Here is a 15,913-nt window from a genome sequence, read left to right as displayed (position 1 = left end):
TTCGTAAATTCTTAATGATTAGCTACACCTTTAACATCATTACCTATATTTGCCTTAACGATAATTTCTGAAAAATTATCCTCTACATTTTTTGACTTACTGGCCCCTATTAATGTGCCAATATAGCAACCTAAGAAACCTAATGGTATTGAAAGAATTCCTGGTGATGCTAGAGGGAAAATAGGTTTACCAGTAAATAAGGCTACACCTGGTTCTGGATTCCAAACATTTGGACTTAACATTACTAGACCAATCGTGCTAATTAATCCTACAAGCATCCCAAAGATTGCTCCAGTTTTGTTGAACTTTCTCCAAAAAATAGTTAATAAAATAACTGGTAAATTCGAACTCGCTGCTAATGTAAGAGCGATTGATGCTACAAAGGCAACATTAAAATTTTGCAAAAATAGTGATAAGGCAATGGCGATAGCAGTGATGACAATCGATGCAAGACGTACCATAAACATTTGCTGTTTTTCGGTTGCTTTCCCGTCTTTTAAAATTTCGTTATAAAAGTCATGGGAAAATGCTGTTGCTCCCGTAACTACAATTCCAGCAACCACTGCGAGAATAGTAGCAAAAGAAACCGCAGAAATGAAAGCAAACATAAAATCTCCGCCAATATACTTTGCTAATAATGGCGCTGCCATATTCCCTGCTGGGTTAGCCTCTATAATACTTGAAGTTCCAACTAGTTTCGCTGCGCCAAACCCAAGGAAAATGACCATAATATGGAACATGCCCATAATCCACATAAGCCAAACAACTGACTTTCTGGCAACCTGAGCATTAGGTACAGTTAAAAAGCGAACTAATACATGGGGTAGACCCGCTGTCCCAAGAATGAGCCCAAGTGTTAAAGAAGCTGCATCCCAACCGTTTTTATATTTTAAACCTGGATTTAAGAAATCAATTCCAAAAGGAGTAGCGGTTTTCATATCAGTAAAAATGCCAATAAAATTAAAATTAAATTTCCACATAACCATGACAAACAAAATAAAGGTTCCACCTACTAAAAGAACTGCTTTAATAATTTGAACCCAGCTTGTTGCGGTCATTCCTCCAAATAAAACAAAAGCTAACATAGCAACACCAACAATAAGGACTGAAATATTATACGGAATACCTAATAATAATTTGAATAAAGCTCCTGCAGCAACGAGCTGTGCAAGCATATAAAAAACTGAAATGATTATTGTATTGAAGGCAGTTACACCTCGTACTTGTTTAAACTTAAATCGAGCAGTAATCATATCACCTAACGTATATTTTCCAAGATTTCTTAATGGTTCTGCAACTAAAAATAAAATGACAAGAAACGAAACTAGGGCACCATACATGAGGAAAAATCCGTCATATCCCGTTAAAGAAAAGGCTCCAATTAACCCCAAAAAGGTAGATGCAGACATAAAGTCTCCAGCTAAAGCAAGTCCATTTTGCCTAGCAGTCAGACCACCTCCAGCTGTATAAAAAGAACCTGCCGTTTTTGTTTTTTTGGAAGCATAGTACGTAATGAAAAGTACCCCTATTGACATGAGTACAAAAAGAAGAATAATATCCCATCCCATATGTCTACAGCCCCTCTTTTACTAGGATTTGCTTTACTTTTTCGTCAAATTCAGCAGACTTCTTTACATAAACACTGCATACCCCAAATGACATAAAGATAATTGAAATACCGTAAATCCACGCCAACGTAATGTCTCCTATTACTTGAACGTTTAATATATTTGTAAACAAGGCTAGGAATGGTAAAGCTAGTGAATAAGCCAAATAAAAAATTGTGTATGAAATAATAAACTTTTTCTTATCCGAAAGTAGTTGTTTAAAATCCTCTGAAGTGGAAATTTTGTCATAATCTATTTGTTTGTTATCTTGTTGTTCGATGTCTTTTATTACACTATTCTGTTCTTTTACTAGCTCCAAATTGATAGCACCTCTCTCCTAATAATTCAATAGGGTTCTTAAATGCTTCTAATTCTTTGATTTTTAATTTCTATTAAAAACCACTAGTTTTAGCTCTGTCATTTCTTCTACAGCATATTTTATTCCTTCTCTTCCCATTCCACTTTCCTTCACACCTCCATAAGGCATGTTATCTACACGAAACGTTGGAATATCATTAATCATTACGCCTCCAACATGAAGGTTTTCTGCTGCAGTTAACGCTGTATGAACATTATCCGTGTAAATCCCCGCTTGAAGACCATATCGCGAATCATTTACTTGCTCAATTGCTTCCTCTACTGCTTGAACTTTATTGATGATAACAATTGGAGCAAACACTTCTTGACACGAAACTTTTAAAGAAGACGCTGCATTTAATATGACCGTTGGCAATAGAATATTTCCTTTGGCGATTCCCCCAGTTGCTACTTCTGCACCATGTTGTGTCGCCTCATGAATCCAATCTAAAGTACGTTCCACATCTTCTTTTGAAATAAGCGCTGAAACATCTGTACGTGGATCTAAAGGGTCACCAATTTTGAGTTGTTGAGTTGCTTCAACGAATTTTTGCACAAATGTTTCGTATAAACTTTCATGAATATAAATTCGTTGTAATGATATACATACTTGACCTTGGAAAGAAAAGGCTCCCTTCACACAACGATTAATAATTGAATCTATATCGATCCCTTTATCAATAATAACGGCTGCATTTGAACCCAGTTCTAATGTCACACGCTTCAGTCCTGCTTTGTTTCGAATACCAATCCCAACAGCTGGGCTTCCCGTAAATGTAATGGCTGCAATTCTATCATCGGTCACGATTTTATCCCCCACGACTCTTCCGCTTCCAGTAATAATATTAAGAGCTCCATTCGGCAAACCAGCCTCCTGTAACAACTCTGCTAAAAAGAAAGAAGATAGTGGCGTTTGACTTGCTGGTTTTAATACAATTGTATTTCCTGCGGCAATGGCAGGACCTACTTTATGGGCAACTAAATTCATCGGAAAATTAAATGGAGTAATCGCTCCAATAACCCCAATAGGTTCACGCACCGTATATGCTACTCGTTTTTCTCCACCTGGTGCAGCATCCAATGGAAGCGTTTCTCCATGAATTCGCTTTGCTTCTTCAGCTGCAAACTTATACGTTTGTATTGTCCGTTTCACTTCTTCGATTGCAGTAGCAATTGGTTTAGCTGCCTCTAAAGCGATAATTTCTGCCGCTTCATCTAAACGCTTCTCTAACAAAGCTACCAAACGTTCCAAAATAGCTGCACGTTCGTGAGCTGGCATTTTCGCCATTACTGTTTTTGCACGAACTGCAGCTTCAATTGCCTCATTCACTTCTTTTTCATTAGCCTTAGGAATATATGCAATAACATCTCCAGAATATGGAGATGTTATTGCTGCCTGTTCAGTGGCTTCTTGCCATTGACCATCAATGTATAAGTTTTTCTTTCTTACTTGTACTTTTAAATTCATAGTCTACTCCTTTCTGTTATAGCCTACTATTAATTAGATCACTAGCTCATCTTTTTTCATGTATTCATTCATGCCGTATGCCTCATTCTGCTTGCCATATTTATAATCTAGCCACTTTACCTTCATCCGCTTCTTGTATGGGAATACAGAACAATCTTTTAATTGTATTAACAATGAAGCGTGATGCTCATTACTAGATATTTGGTGGCAAGTTCCATCATAATTATTACCATCTATTTCAACTTGAATATGGTAAATACCAGGTTTAGGCATTCGGTATCTCTTTTTTACTATTAAGTTAAGAAACTGATGTTTTTTGTGAAAAAGAGAACTTTGATTCATTTCCCCATTAATTTCATAAAAATCACCAAGGTACATAGGAATCATTTGCACATGACCTTCATCAAGCAATTTTCGGATTGCTGTTGAACTAATTTTTTCATCAGAATGTTGGATTTTTGGAACAGTCGTTACGTCCAAACTTCCGGGATTATACTCTGTTAACGTTTTCATATTACCGAGTCCTTTATAGCCATAATGATAATCAAAGCCGGCTACAACATGTATACATCCAAGTCCAATAATGTATTGTTCAACAAAATCGTTAGGAGAAAGACGGGCAAACTCAGGGCTAAACTCAACAACAAATAACTTCTCAACACCCAGCTTTTCAAATCGATCTTCTTTCAAAGGAAGCGGAGTTAAATAAGTCATTGGCTCCATATGAGGAAAGAGTATATCTTTTGGGTGCGGATAAAACGTCATAACACCAAAGGCGCATTGTTTTTGCAAAGCAATTTGTTTCGCTGTTTCAAGAATTTTTTGATGCCCGATGTGAACGCCATCAAAAAAACCGAGAGCCAAAACACAAGCTTCCATTTCAGTGAATGTTGATTTATCAATTGAACTTTTAATAGTAATTGTCTGCATCGTTTGCCCTCCCCTTTTATGTTAAGTTAGTTGCGGTGCAGTGATCTGGCCATATTTTCCTGCAAAGAATGTCAGAGGATTTCCTTCACGAAGGACAATATTTTCTACTTCTCCAAGGAACAGCGTATGGTCACCAGCTACTTGCTTTCCATATACATTGCACACAATATTTGCTAGCGCATCCTTTACTACCGAGATTTCGTTTAGGCGGTCAAATTCAGGTTCACGCTTTTCTTTGATTTGACCAGCGAATAACATAGAAACTTCTTGCTGGTCTTCCGATAAAATATTTACCGCAAATTTACCGGAGCGGTTAATTTTATCGAGCATTTTTGCATTTTCTTTAATCGATATTAGTACGAGTTTTGGATTTAGCGACACTGACATGAAGGCATTTGCTGTCATGCCATGAGGCTCTCCATCAATGTCCGTTGTAATAACTGTTACGCCGGTTGCAAATTTACCCATCGCATCTCGAAATGTACGATCATCCATTAAAATTCCTCCATTCTTTTTATTTAAATAACAAGTTCTGGTTTGCGCTGTGCAAGGTTTGGTGCCTTGGATTGAATTTGTTCATTGGTTTCAATATCTAAAAACGGAGATGTTTCATTAAACCAACTGTCCGGTGCTTTTGCACCCCACAATGTTTGACGACGTGGGTCGTTTAAATCCCATCGAATTGGCTCGAAGTCATTGTCACTTGTTAAGTAATCTCCGTTATACAGCTCAATGCGGTATCCATCTGGATCTCTTAAATACAAGAAGAACGCATTGGATAAGCCGTGTCGTGCTGGCCCTCTTTCAATGTTCTGTGAATAGCCAAGAGAAGCTAAAACATCGCAGCAGTGAATTAGAGCAAGTGGATCAGGTAGCCAGTAAGCAAAGTGATGAAGACGCGGACCATCTCCGTTCATAAAGGCTTGATCATGCACAGTCTGTTTGCGGTGGAGCCACGCAGCCCAGATACTTCCATCTTCTATCGTTGTATATTCAGAACATGCAAAACCTAACTCGTTGATAAAGAAGTTGTAAGCTTTTTCTACATCCGGTACAGCACAGTTTACGTGGTCAATCCGCTGAATGCGGGCACCGCTGTATAAATCGTAGCGCTGAAGTAAGCGCTCTACTTTTTCAATCTTGCAGAAAAATTCAAGGGGCATCCCTGAAATATCATGTACATGCAGTGCACGTCCAAGAGCATGCTGAGTACCTTCCTTAAGCCACTTTGTTTTTAAGCCTTTTGCTTGAAACAATCCAGCTAGACGGTCAAGATCTTCTTCTTTTTCTACTTTGTAACCGAGTGCGTGTACCCCTAACGTCTCGGACTTTTTAAGAACCAAGCTGTGGTGTGTGTGTTCTTCAAGCCCTCTCAAATAAACACAGTCATCCTTTGTTTCCGTTTCAATCATGCCGAGCGCTTTTACATAAAAATCTTTTGAACGGTCTAAATCCTGCACGTTTATAACCGTTCTGGCAATACGAATAATATTGAAATCCATACTCCTCATCTCCCTTAGTCGATTAATTAGTTATTTTTAACTAAAGCTTCTGATCGATTCAAAAATTCCTTCACACGATCAACATATTCCTGTTTGTCATACCCGTTATAAAGCGTACTTGCCATTCTAATTGGATCACCAAAGAAGAAGCGCTCATAAAGTGTTTGTCGTGTACCGAATGAACTTATACACACATCCCATGCCAAACGATAAAGTTTCACACGATCATAGGCATCTCCAGTGGCTGATTGTAAATACTTATCAAGATCCGGACGAATTTCAGAATTGAAGTCTGATTCTGAAGGAATCGCCATTAAGCCACTTGCACCCATTAATTGCATAATTTCTGTAAAGCGAGGGTAAATTTTTGGGAAGTAATGACGTGCTGCATTTAACGGTGCAAAATCTGGTGTCATAGTTCCCCATCTATCCACTTTTGCATTTGCTTCGGCAGCAACGACATATGCTTTCATCGTTTCAAGTGCAATAATTACCTCAGAGATTTTCTCCTGTATATGTTGGTATTGGCCAATATTAATTGTCTCTGCCATTAATTGAAGAATACCAAGTACAAACTCTGTTTTCGCGATATTTTTTGCTACAACTTGATGTGTCATATGAACAACTGCATTACTTTCATTGTAGGCCTGGTTGCACACATTAACATCACCAAGGGCAAAGACTCGATTCCACGGAACGACAACATCATCAAACACAACAATGGTATCCATTTCTTCAAAGCGAGATCCTAACGGATGGTCGAAATGAGACTTACCATAATCAAAAGATTCTCGACAAATAAATTTCAAGCCCGGTGTGTTATTAGGAATAGAAAATGCAAACGCATATGGATTTTCTTCAGCTGATTGTTTTAACAAAGTAGATGGGAATACCATGATTTCATCGGTAATACCACCTTGAGTAGCAAGTAATCTTGCCCCTTTAATAACGACCCCTTCAGATGTTTTCTCTTTAATCCTTGCTGCAATATACGGATCTGGAAGCTGTGCTGAGTTAACTCCCCTATTGACTTGAGGCTGAATCAACGTATGTGTTAAAGATAAATCATTTTCACGGCAATACTCGTAGTAGTTGGTCATATTTTCGGCATAGATGGAGTCCTGTTTCCCAAACATTTCTGCAGCTGAACCATACGCCATCATCCCGACATTAATGTAATCAGGGGAACGCCCCATCATGCCACCATTATATTTCGCCCATTCTTGCATCATTTTGCGACGTGTCACCAAATCTTCTTTTGTTTTTGGCTGAATAAAAGATGTACCTACCCGTTCACGAGTTGTCGGAGATTCATATGTCATGTAATCCTTTTTGTCTGGATCATGTTGCAAATCGTAAAGTTCTGCCTGAGTTTTCATAACTCCTTTAAAAGCTGGATGTTCAGAAATCTTCCCTTCTACTCGTTTGCCATCAATCCATATATTTGCCTGTGCATGATCAACTCTTTCAATATATTGCTCTCCTGTTTTTGCTGGCATTATTGTTTCCCCCTAAAAAAATAGTTGTTTACTTCCCAAATTGCGGAATATGATGGTCACCTATAGCAACATGGATTACCTTTGGTTCTGTATAGAATTCAAACATTGCGTAATGACCACCCTCTCTTCCAATTCCACTATCTTTCATACCGCCAAATGGAATTCGAAGATCTCGTACGTTTTGAGCGTTAATCCAAAGCATACCTGCTTCAATAGCATCCGCCATACGATGTGCTCGTTTTAAATCTTTTGTCCATACAAAACCAGCTAGTCCGTAAGATACGTCATTTGCCATATGAAGTACTTCTTCATCTGTTTCAAATTCGATTACGGCCATAACGGGACCAAAAATTTCTTCCTGACATACTCTCATGTCATTTTTTGCATTCAATAAAAGTGTCGGTGGTACAAAATTACCTGCCTTTACCTTTTCCGGAACCACTCCCTGAACTACTTCACAACCTTCTTGTTTAGCGATTTCTATATATTTTTTTACTTTGTTGTAGTGACCTTTTTCAATTAGCGGACCAAGCTCAGTTGCTGAATCCATTGGGTCACCGATTTTAATGTTAGCGACACGTGCTTTTAATTTTCCAACAAATTGATCTTTAATATTTTTATGCAAGAATACGCGAGAATTGGATGTACAACGTTCCCCATTAAATGAGAAAATCCCCCATATAGCTGCATCTAGAGCTCGTTCAAGATCTGCATCATCAAAGACAATTAAAGGTGATTTCCCACCAAGCTCCATCGATGTTTTCTTTAAAGTATCCGCAGCGTTTTTAATAATAGTGGAGCCTGTAGTCGTTTCACCTGTAAATGAAACCGCTTTCACATCTGGGTGAGCAACAAGTGCGGCCCCTGCTGTTTCTCCAAAGCCATGCACGATATTAAAGACGCCATCCGGAACTTGAGCTTTTTGAATAATTTCAGCTAATTTATTTGCAGTCAATGGTGAAAGTTCAGCTGGTTTTAGGACAACCGTATTTCCAGTTGCTAATGCAGGCGCTACTTTCCAAGTCTCTAACATGAATGGGGCATTCCATGGAGTAATTAACCCTATAACACCTAATGGTTTATAAACTGTATAATTAATGAATTCATCATCCATTGGATAAGATTCGCCATGCAATTTTGTCTCAACCATTCGTGCGTAGAAACGGAAATTCTCTGCAGCACGTGCGGTTTGATTTCTTGTTTGGCTAATTGGCAAACCTGTGTCTAATGATTCTAAGAAAGCAATTTCTTCAATCTCCTCATCGATGATATCTGCAATTCTATTAATATATTTCATTCTTTCTTTCAATTTCATCTTGCCCCACGGACCATTCACAAACGCTTCTTTTGCTGAAAGAACAGCTTGATTTATATCCGCTTCACGCCCCTCAGCGATATAGTTGTTTATTTCATTGGTAAATGGATTTTTATTTTCAAAAGTAGCACCTGATTGACTGTCGACAAACTGTCCATTAATATAGAGTTTTACATTTGCTACTTGCTTGTGTTCGTGATTTTTTTGAGTCTCAGATACTTGAACTTGCATGTTATTACACTCCCCATTCTTCTCTTACTCCTGTCACGAGGAGTAAGAGAATTTTTTAGATTTTGAATGATTATTTAGTGACAATCGCATTTGATAAAATACCATATTGATTTAAAACTTCACGAATTTCGTTTTGAAGTGCCTCAGATGGTAAATCCATTGGCTTACGTAAAACTGGCGTAATTTTACCCATCATGCCCAGCGCTGCTTTTACTGGTCCAGGGTTAGTTTCTTTGAATAACACATCATTTAATGTCATCAATTCATAATGAAGATTTAAAGCTTTTTCAGCGTCGCCTTCCTCCCAAGCATTGTGCATTTCTGCTACTTTCGCTGGCGCAACGTTTGCTGTGGCGCTAATAGAACCTTTTCCACCGATTGTTAACATTGGGTAGCAAAGAAGTTCAATTCCCGAGAATAGACTGAAATCTCTACCACAATTCAACAGCACTCGATTGACATGTTCAAAATCTTTATTTGACTCTTTGGCACCAATAATGTTCGGGCAATCTTCAACGAGTCGAGCCATTGTTGTTACTTCCATATTGACCCCTGTTCTTCCAGGAATGTTATAGATAATAATGGGAATATCCACGGTATCGGCAATAGCTTTATAGTGTTTATATAATGCCTGCTGGGAAGGCTTGTTATAGTATGGAACAATGACCATCGCAGCATCTGCTCCCATTTCTTGAGCAGCCTTTGTTAGTCGAAGCGCTTCATTATGATTAACAGATCCCGTTGCTGGTATAAATGGAACTCGTCCGTTAATCGTTTTACTTGCTGTTTCCATCACAAGCTCTCTTTCTTCGATTGTTAGAGAACTAGGTTCCCCAGAAGTCCCGGTTACCGAAATACCATGGCTCCCACTTTCTATTTGCCAGTTAATTAAACTTTTAAATGTCTGTAAATCTAAGCTTTCATCTTCCTTGAATGGTGTAATAACTGGTGCTATCGAACCTTTTATACTTTCTTTAGCTTTTCGAATTCTAGACATTTTATCTTCTCCTTTTCTACCTTTTCATGGAATCGTTTTCAAAAATAATGTATCATTAAGTTTGAAATATTTAAAATATTTAAAATGTTTGTAACGTATATAAAATAAATATGCTTTCTAAGGAGGAGTTTCATGGATATAAGACAATTGCGATACTTTGCCACTATTGTTGAAGAAGGGCAAATCACTAGAGCAGCAAAGAAATTACATATGGCCCAACCCCCCCTTAGTCAACAGCTAAAAGCGCTGGAGGAAGAACTTAGTACTCTTTTGATCGTACGAAATGGAAAGAATATAGAACTAACAGCAGCAGGAAAAGTTTTGTATAAGAGAGCTACCAATCTTTTAAGTCAGATTGATGAAACAATTATGGAAGTGAAAGAAGTGGGAGAAGGTCTTAAGGGTACTTTATCAATTGGATCTGTAAAAACATGCTTTTCTTACCTACCTGAACGCATTCGTTTTTTCCGAGAAAAGTATTCAAACGTTACATTTCGTTTATACGAAGGGGATACCTATCGATTATTACAAGATTTAAGGAATAGGCATATTGAGGTTGCTATAGTCCGGTTACCTTTTGAATCAGAATTAGATGACTTATCTTCACTACCATTACCTCCAGATCATTTTGTAGCCGTTATCCCTGAGACGTGGAATTATGAAAATACAATAAGACTAGAAGAACTTTCAAGTATGCCACTAATGTTGCTACAACGTGTTAAGGGTGTTGGTCAATACGAATTGGTTATAGAAGCTTGTAGAAAATATCACTATGAACCAAATATTGTCTGTCAATGTTCAGACGCTGATATGATAATGTCCCTAGTAAGAGAAGGTGTAGGTGCTTCTTTACTTCCAAGGTCTGTCTTACGTTCTTTTTCTATGAATGGCCTGAAAATATTGGAGCTTGAAGAACTTAGTATTCAATCAGATTCGGCCGTTATCTGGTTGAAGGACCGTTACATTTCAAAAAGTGCTGTTAAATTTATTGAAACTTTTAAGAGGGAATACAGTTTAAAAATTTCACAAGTAGAATGACTCAAATAAATCATTTCAGATTTTTATTACTCACCCGTTACTTAAGCCTTTACAGTGATATTAAATATATATTGCGGAGTCAAAAATAAGACAATGAGCTCATTTGACTTCGTTTCTAGTATGGTGGTGATTGCCACCGTTTTAAAATTGTGCTAGCAATTTATAAATCTTTTGCAATGGAATCAAAAATATCGGCAGCATCTCTTGCCATCTTGTGAGTTAAATGGACATAGCGGTCTTCAGTAGTTGCTATCTGCTTTGTCCTAATCTTTTTTTGGACAGTTTTTATAGGTTGTCCACTTTCAATCAACATTGTTGCGTATAAATGGTAGTTGAAATCGATACATCTATGTAAGGCTTTTTAAATCAATTGTTCTAATAATTGATGAAGAAATCTTTTTATTGTGCGTTCTGTAAGTTTTTTTCGGAAAACTGTTGAAAAATGCCCTTTTGCAACCCTCTAGCCTTCCCTAAATTACACACCAGCTATTACATCTCCGTTATTAAATTACAAAAAGGCAGTTGAAAATCAGATCCAGCCGCATTTTCAACTGCCAACTCAAATATTTGATTTTTATTAGTACCCATTAAATTTATAGGGTTGTTTTTTCGATTGCATTTTGTTGCAGTGAACTGCGTTTTTTATTTGTTCTGCTCCTCTATAAACTAGAGATTATTAAGGACTAACTGGAGGAGTAAGCCCTGTAAGAACAGGAGTTATAACACTAGTGCCTGCTCCAAGGCGAATTTGTTGAACTTGCAGTACTTTTACAGTAAGCTCTAGCACGATTTTTTCACGTAATGTGTCGAAAGTGCCCTCTGGTTCTGCCATAACCGGTGAAAAATCAAGTTCAAAGAAGTTTGCAGCTACTAACTCGCCAAATGGTTGTTCATTGTATTTAACTAGATTTTGGAAGAATGCTTTATCCAATCGAGCATCCATTTGCGTAGTTTCATTAAGGAAGTTCGCTTCGGCAAACTCGGAAATTCCTAAAATCGGAGTAGGGCCTCCAAGTGTTTGTGGGAAAGTAAGGTCTGTAAAACCTGAAAACGGAACATCGGCAATTCTATCTTGGAGTGCCGCGTTACATGCTGCTGTAGCATATTCTATATTTTTGCGAATATTTCCTGCTACAAATAATTTAGCTCTTGTTACCGCAAAAAAGTCAGTTGTGCCAATACGTGCAAAAGCAACAGGTACTAGTTTCACTTGATTTAGGAATACATTTTTTTTCACTCTTTTGATTTCAGTTGCTGCAGGAGTAAGCGTAATATCCGCCTCCACAGCAATTTGAAGTGTTGGTTCTGCAAGTACAACCGGAACTTTAACAGTTGGCGTCACTAACGGTGTAGCAACTACTGGAGTAACCTCAGTAGTTAATGGTATTTGTTCTGTTGATGTTACTGGACAAGGTTCGACTTGATTAACTTGAAAATCTAATTGATCACTCAAAAAATTCCCTCTTTTCATTTTTTTAGTATTAGAGAGCGCTCTCTATATTGCTAGAATATGTAGCGATTAATTCTATGTATAGACGTGTATACTAGTTTCTTCTTATTTTAAAAAAGGGATTTTTTTAGCATGTACATCAAAATGCTAGATACTCACCATAGTTAATCTAGTTTTATGTTTAGTTACCTTTTTTGATTGAAGAATTTCAAGAAAATAATAGTCAAAAGCAGAAACAATTACGAAGAAAGATTTTAGTGTACGAAAATGCTGGAACCGTGTTTTATACCACAAGATTACAGAACTTAAGTTTTTGGATAGAGGAATATGTTGACCTTAAACTCGAACCGAATAGTAGTACAATTATGAAGATGTAATAATGAATCACATCTTGCTCACCTAGGTAAATATAAAGTAAAATCTTTAACTACTCGTTTCTTACAATGGTTTATTAATTTATCTTTTTAATCACGCAGTGTAAACATACAAATACATTAAAGAAAATTCTATGCATTATGTAGAGCTCATAAAGGATAAAAGTAGAAAACCTACCCGTGATAGGGCATGTTCTTGAATAATTGGGAGTGCTTGTTTCAATGAGTCTATTACGAAATCAAGTGTAGGACGTTTAGACATACAAAAGCCCAGTATTAAACCAATAAATCTCATAACGGTCCTCCAAATCTTATATTTCATATAATCCTCATAGCGTTCAGTAGTTTGATGTTACCAATACTCGGTTTACTCTCAAAACATTCGTTAGCAATATCTAACGACTTTGCTCAACACTTTCATTACTATCCTTATCATAAATTTTATGTTTTGTTTCAAAGTCAGCGTCAACTAACTCTTTTAGTTGATTCCACTATGTCTACAAATATCATCTGTTTGTATATCATTCCTATAACCAGTGAAATAATACATATTCGCTCTTTGGCATTATTAGCAGCTAAAATTTCAGCACCATCACTTATTTTTGAGTCATCTTAATACACCTTTTCAAATGAGTAATTTCTTTCTGCCACGATTGATTCCCCCTTTTTTCTAAAACACTTGACTTTTGTGGTACAATTACCCAAAAGGAGGTTTGTAAGAATTATGTCATTATTGTTTTTTCTTGCCCCATTAGCCTTTGTAATTTGGTTTTTAATTAAGTTCATTAGCTTGCTGGAGGAACAAAACGAAATTCTAAGAAATATATCCAACAAGCTAGATAAATAGTATACATAAATGGAAAATCTAACCTTTTCTACTGAACAAAAAATCTTTCATGTGCTCATCACTGTTATCTTAAAATAAGCTCATCTGCTCATATTTTTGTTTTTTAACAGGTGCGTTCACCATTTTAGACATGTCGTGCACCGTTTCACCTTTTTCCGCGCCATTATTTTGCATCACCACATTCGCTTCTTCCTCTTCAATAGGTTCAATGTATTCAAAACAACTAGTATCTCGTGAAGAATTAAAAATTCAATCAAAAGAAAACCTAAGACGTATTAATAGTGTTATAAATGAGGATCACCCTTTTTATTTACCATTTCATATTGGCTTACATTGTGGGGTGCGTGTAGGCGAAATTTGTGGGCTTGAATGGAAACATATAAATTTCGAGGAAATGACGTTGGAAATTGAGCAGCAACTAGTCGGTATCGAAGATGAAAAACGAAAAATAAATTGGCAATCTAGACCTCCAAAATCAAAGGCTGATTATCGAACTATTCCCTTTGGTAATGCTCTAACCAAAATTTTAAGAGCACTATAAAAGACAACTTGAAAATCGTTAAAAGTGCAGTGAGTTTTATAAAAAGGATTCAGAACATGATTATGTATGATAAAAAGAAAATCGTGAACATTGTACGCCAAGTGTCATCAAATATAATACTAGAATAGAATAAAATTAAATATTAGTTTCAATTATCATTCCTTACGTCACACACATGCAACAACATAAATAGAGAATGGTACACCTATTAAAACTGTACAAAAAAGATTAGGACACAGCAGATCAGCAACTACTGAAGACCGCTATGTCCATTTAACTCAAAAGATGGCAAGAGATGCTGCCGATATTTTTGATTCCATCGCAAAAGATTTATAAAATGCTGGCACAATTTAAAAGCGGTGGCAAATCGGTGGCAACTTCCACCATATTAATATAAAAACACTCAATTCAAATCCTTATAAACGCTGTTATATCAACGTTACTTCGAATCATCCATCTTCAGAACAGCCATGAATGCTTCTTGTAGAGATGTTATATTCAAGTGTATCTATTTATATTTTTATATAGCCGACAATCCTTTGGTGTATATGGATTTGCCGGCTATTTTTTATCTTATTTTATTCTGTTAATATTTGATTTTATCTAGCTTTATTTTATACACATGGTGGGGATATGGTGGGGAAAAATTAGAAAGCCCAGCATCAAAGTTGGTCTTTTTCTATTAAATAGCCTTACCAATTGTTCTAAGTATCTCCAAAAATAAAGGTGACATCTGAATCAATACATAACCTAATCCAGCGTTCATAATTGTATTCCAAGCACGTTCACTGTTTCCGAACATAAAGAAGAAACAAGCTCCAATCATAATCACTGAAGCAACCGGAAAAGAAATTGCAACCATTACTTGAATCATAGGATCTAAAATTGTAGCTAACATTTCTAAGGATTTATCTGCAATTATTCCAGTCTGTTGAGGAATAGCAGTAATAGGGATTGTGGAAGGCATTTGGGCCATTACTGGTTCTAATACAGGTTGTTGGATAGGGACGTTTACAGGTATGTTTGCGGAGGAATAAGTAGCATTGAATTTATTGAACATAAATAATCCTGTGCCAACAGCTGTGATTGTAGGAACTGATGCAGCAATGGCCACATGTTTTAATGTTGCATATTTTTCATCACCTTGGAATCGATCGCTGAAATCAGTGTATTCACTTACAGGTACTACCTCAGTTTTAATACGTCTTTTAAACATTTTAATCCTCCTCTTATTGAATATCGTTTATTGTGTATACCTTGCATTTTAGCCCTCCACAGGATTCTTCTAGTTGCTTACGTCTTAATTCAGTGGTTGTGAGCCATACGATCGTTGGGTAATAGCCCATCTGTTTAACCAGGCTATCCATTAACAATTTGTACCGTTTAATCTTTTCACGGTTTTCCTTCATAGTTTGAAAATTATCTACTTCAAGAAAATGCTGAAATCCATTGCGTGTAAACATGCCATCCACAACAATACTTGTAGTGCCGTCGGATATTTTGACTTCATTCTTCCAATCCCTTGGACATTTATAAAACAACCAAAACTCATTACGCATAATGGTGTGTTGTACATGCCCACCTTTTTTCCGGATCTTATCGCAGTCAACATATAGACGGCCAAAATTGTTGAGGTAATAAATTGTTTCATAACCATCTCGTATAGAGGATAGATATTCTGATAAATTGTGGAGGACCCTATTTGCATTTCGCTTCTTTCCTAGATTGAAATATCTACTGAGTTGATCACGCGTCAT

General features: G+C 36.8%; 15 protein-coding genes. 2 read left to right on the top strand and 13 right to left on the bottom strand.

Going from position 1 to position 15,913, the window contains the following annotated elements; genetic code table 11:
- Positions 1 to 11 precede the first annotated feature (11 nt).
- From ACIQZA_RS06710 to hpaI, 9 genes are all read right to left on the bottom strand, one after another.
- Entirely contained in the window at positions 12 to 1,568 is a 1,557-nt protein-coding gene (locus tag ACIQZA_RS06710; RefSeq protein WP_402880976.1) for a solute symporter family protein, read from the bottom strand.
- A gap of 4 nt (positions 1,569 to 1,572) precedes the next feature.
- A complete protein-coding gene (locus tag ACIQZA_RS06705; protein ID WP_402880978.1) occupies positions 1,573 to 1,926 on the bottom strand; it encodes a DUF485 domain-containing protein in 354 nt (117 codons plus the stop codon).
- Between the two features lie 63 nt (positions 1,927 to 1,989).
- Entirely contained in the window at positions 1,990 to 3,432 is a 1,443-nt protein-coding gene (locus ACIQZA_RS06700; protein ID WP_402880980.1) for an aldehyde dehydrogenase family protein, read from the bottom strand.
- 33 nt (positions 3,433 to 3,465) lie between these two features.
- A complete protein-coding gene (locus ACIQZA_RS06695) occupies positions 3,466 to 4,362 on the bottom strand; it encodes a cytidyltransferase (protein ID WP_402880983.1) in 897 nt (298 codons plus the stop codon).
- Positions 4,363 to 4,383: 21 nt separating this feature from the next.
- Positions 4,384 to 4,857 (bottom strand): flavin reductase family protein, encoded by a 474-nt coding sequence (locus ACIQZA_RS06690; RefSeq protein ID WP_402880985.1) that lies wholly within the window; start codon positions 4,855 to 4,857, stop codon positions 4,384 to 4,386.
- A 23-nt stretch (positions 4,858 to 4,880) separates the two neighbouring features.
- Positions 4,881 to 5,864, bottom strand: coding sequence for a 3,4-dihydroxyphenylacetate 2,3-dioxygenase (gene hpaD, locus ACIQZA_RS06685; protein ID WP_400933122.1), 984 nt, complete (start codon positions 5,862 to 5,864; stop codon positions 4,881 to 4,883).
- 26 nt (positions 5,865 to 5,890) lie between these two features.
- Positions 5,891 to 7,363, bottom strand: coding sequence for a 4-hydroxyphenylacetate 3-monooxygenase, oxygenase component (gene hpaB, locus ACIQZA_RS06680; protein WP_400933120.1), 1,473 nt, complete (start codon positions 7,361 to 7,363; stop codon positions 5,891 to 5,893).
- Between the two features lie 28 nt (positions 7,364 to 7,391).
- Positions 7,392 to 8,909 carry a 5-carboxymethyl-2-hydroxymuconate semialdehyde dehydrogenase gene (gene hpaE / locus ACIQZA_RS06675; protein ID WP_400933118.1) on the bottom strand — a complete coding sequence of 506 codons (1,518 nt, stop codon included), beginning with the start codon at positions 8,907 to 8,909 and terminating at the stop codon, positions 7,392 to 7,394.
- Positions 8,910 to 8,979: 70 nt separating this feature from the next.
- Complete coding sequence (hpaI, locus tag ACIQZA_RS06670) at positions 8,980 to 9,906, bottom strand: 2,4-dihydroxyhept-2-ene-1,7-dioic acid aldolase (RefSeq protein ID WP_400933116.1); 927 nt, start codon at positions 9,904 to 9,906, stop codon at positions 8,980 to 8,982.
- Between the two features lie 132 nt (positions 9,907 to 10,038).
- Here hpaI and ACIQZA_RS06665 point away from each other — a divergent pair, with 132 nt between their 5' ends.
- On the top strand, positions 10,039 to 10,944 hold the full coding sequence (locus ACIQZA_RS06665) for a LysR family transcriptional regulator (RefSeq protein ID WP_400933114.1): 906 nt from the start codon (positions 10,039 to 10,041) through the stop codon (positions 10,942 to 10,944).
- Positions 10,945 to 11,620: 676 nt separating this feature from the next.
- Here ACIQZA_RS06665 and ACIQZA_RS06660 read toward each other — a convergent pair.
- Both ACIQZA_RS06660 and ACIQZA_RS06655 read right to left on the bottom strand, forming a co-directional pair.
- On the bottom strand, positions 11,621 to 12,397 hold the full coding sequence (locus ACIQZA_RS06660) for a CsxC family protein (RefSeq protein ID WP_400933112.1): 777 nt from the start codon (positions 12,395 to 12,397) through the stop codon (positions 11,621 to 11,623).
- A gap of 510 nt (positions 12,398 to 12,907) precedes the next feature.
- Positions 12,908 to 13,063, bottom strand: a complete 156-nt coding sequence (locus tag ACIQZA_RS06655) for a hypothetical protein (RefSeq protein ID WP_400933110.1) — start codon at positions 13,061 to 13,063, stop codon at positions 12,908 to 12,910.
- Positions 13,064 to 13,823: 760 nt separating this feature from the next.
- Between ACIQZA_RS06655 and ACIQZA_RS06650 the strand changes: the two genes are divergently transcribed.
- Entirely contained in the window at positions 13,824 to 14,156 is a 333-nt protein-coding gene (locus ACIQZA_RS06650; RefSeq protein ID WP_400933108.1) for a tyrosine-type recombinase/integrase, read from the top strand.
- Between the two features lie 682 nt (positions 14,157 to 14,838).
- Here the strand turns inward: ACIQZA_RS06650 and ACIQZA_RS06645 are convergent.
- On the bottom strand, positions 14,839 to 15,372 hold the full coding sequence (locus tag ACIQZA_RS06645; protein WP_402880993.1) for a hypothetical protein: 534 nt from the start codon (positions 15,370 to 15,372) through the stop codon (positions 14,839 to 14,841).
- 13 nt (positions 15,373 to 15,385) lie between these two features.
- Positions 15,386 to 15,913: a replication-relaxation family protein gene (locus ACIQZA_RS06640; protein WP_402880996.1), complete on the bottom strand. Its 528-nt coding sequence runs from the start codon at positions 15,911 to 15,913 to the stop codon at positions 15,386 to 15,388.

It is taken from the genome of Lysinibacillus sp. NPDC096382 (assembly GCF_044762845.1).
Taxonomy (GTDB): domain Bacteria; phylum Bacillota; class Bacilli; order Bacillales_A; family Planococcaceae; genus Lysinibacillus.
Note: the sequence above shows the minus strand (reverse complement) of the source record. Positions and strands in the feature narration are given on the sequence as shown.

Excerpts from the sequence above, each read along its gene's own strand:
- ACIQZA_RS06710 (WP_402880976.1), bottom strand. The coding sequence starts at position 1,568 with ATGGGATGGGATATTATTCTTCTTTTTGTACTCATGTCAATAGGGGTA.
- ACIQZA_RS06700 (WP_402880980.1), bottom strand. The coding sequence starts at position 3,432 with ATGAATTTAAAAGTACAAGTAAGAAAGAAAAACTTATACATTGATGGT.
- ACIQZA_RS06695 (WP_402880983.1), bottom strand. The coding sequence starts at position 4,362 with ATGCAGACAATTACTATTAAAAGTTCAATTGATAAATCAACATTCACT.
- ACIQZA_RS06690 (WP_402880985.1), bottom strand. The coding sequence starts at position 4,857 with ATGGATGATCGTACATTTCGAGATGCGATGGGTAAATTTGCAACCGGC.
- hpaD (WP_400933122.1), bottom strand. The coding sequence starts at position 5,864 with ATGGATTTCAATATTATTCGTATTGCCAGAACGGTTATAAACGTGCAG.
- hpaB (WP_400933120.1), bottom strand. The coding sequence starts at position 7,363 with ATGCCAGCAAAAACAGGAGAGCAATATATTGAAAGAGTTGATCATGCA.
- hpaE (WP_400933118.1), bottom strand. The coding sequence starts at position 8,909 with ATGCAAGTTCAAGTATCTGAGACTCAAAAAAATCACGAACACAAGCAA.
- hpaI (WP_400933116.1), bottom strand. The coding sequence starts at position 9,906 with ATGTCTAGAATTCGAAAAGCTAAAGAAAGTATAAAAGGTTCGATAGCA.
- ACIQZA_RS06665 (WP_400933114.1), top strand. The coding sequence starts at position 10,039 with ATGGATATAAGACAATTGCGATACTTTGCCACTATTGTTGAAGAAGGG.
- ACIQZA_RS06655 (WP_400933110.1), bottom strand. The coding sequence starts at position 13,063 with ATGAGATTTATTGGTTTAATACTGGGCTTTTGTATGTCTAAACGTCCT.
- ACIQZA_RS06650 (WP_400933108.1), top strand. The coding sequence starts at position 13,824 with ATGTATTCAAAACAACTAGTATCTCGTGAAGAATTAAAAATTCAATCA.
- ACIQZA_RS06645 (WP_402880993.1), bottom strand. The coding sequence starts at position 15,372 with ATGTTTAAAAGACGTATTAAAACTGAGGTAGTACCTGTAAGTGAATAC.
- ACIQZA_RS06640 (WP_402880996.1), bottom strand. The coding sequence starts at position 15,913 with ATGACGCGTGATCAACTCAGTAGATATTTCAATCTAGGAAAGAAGCGA.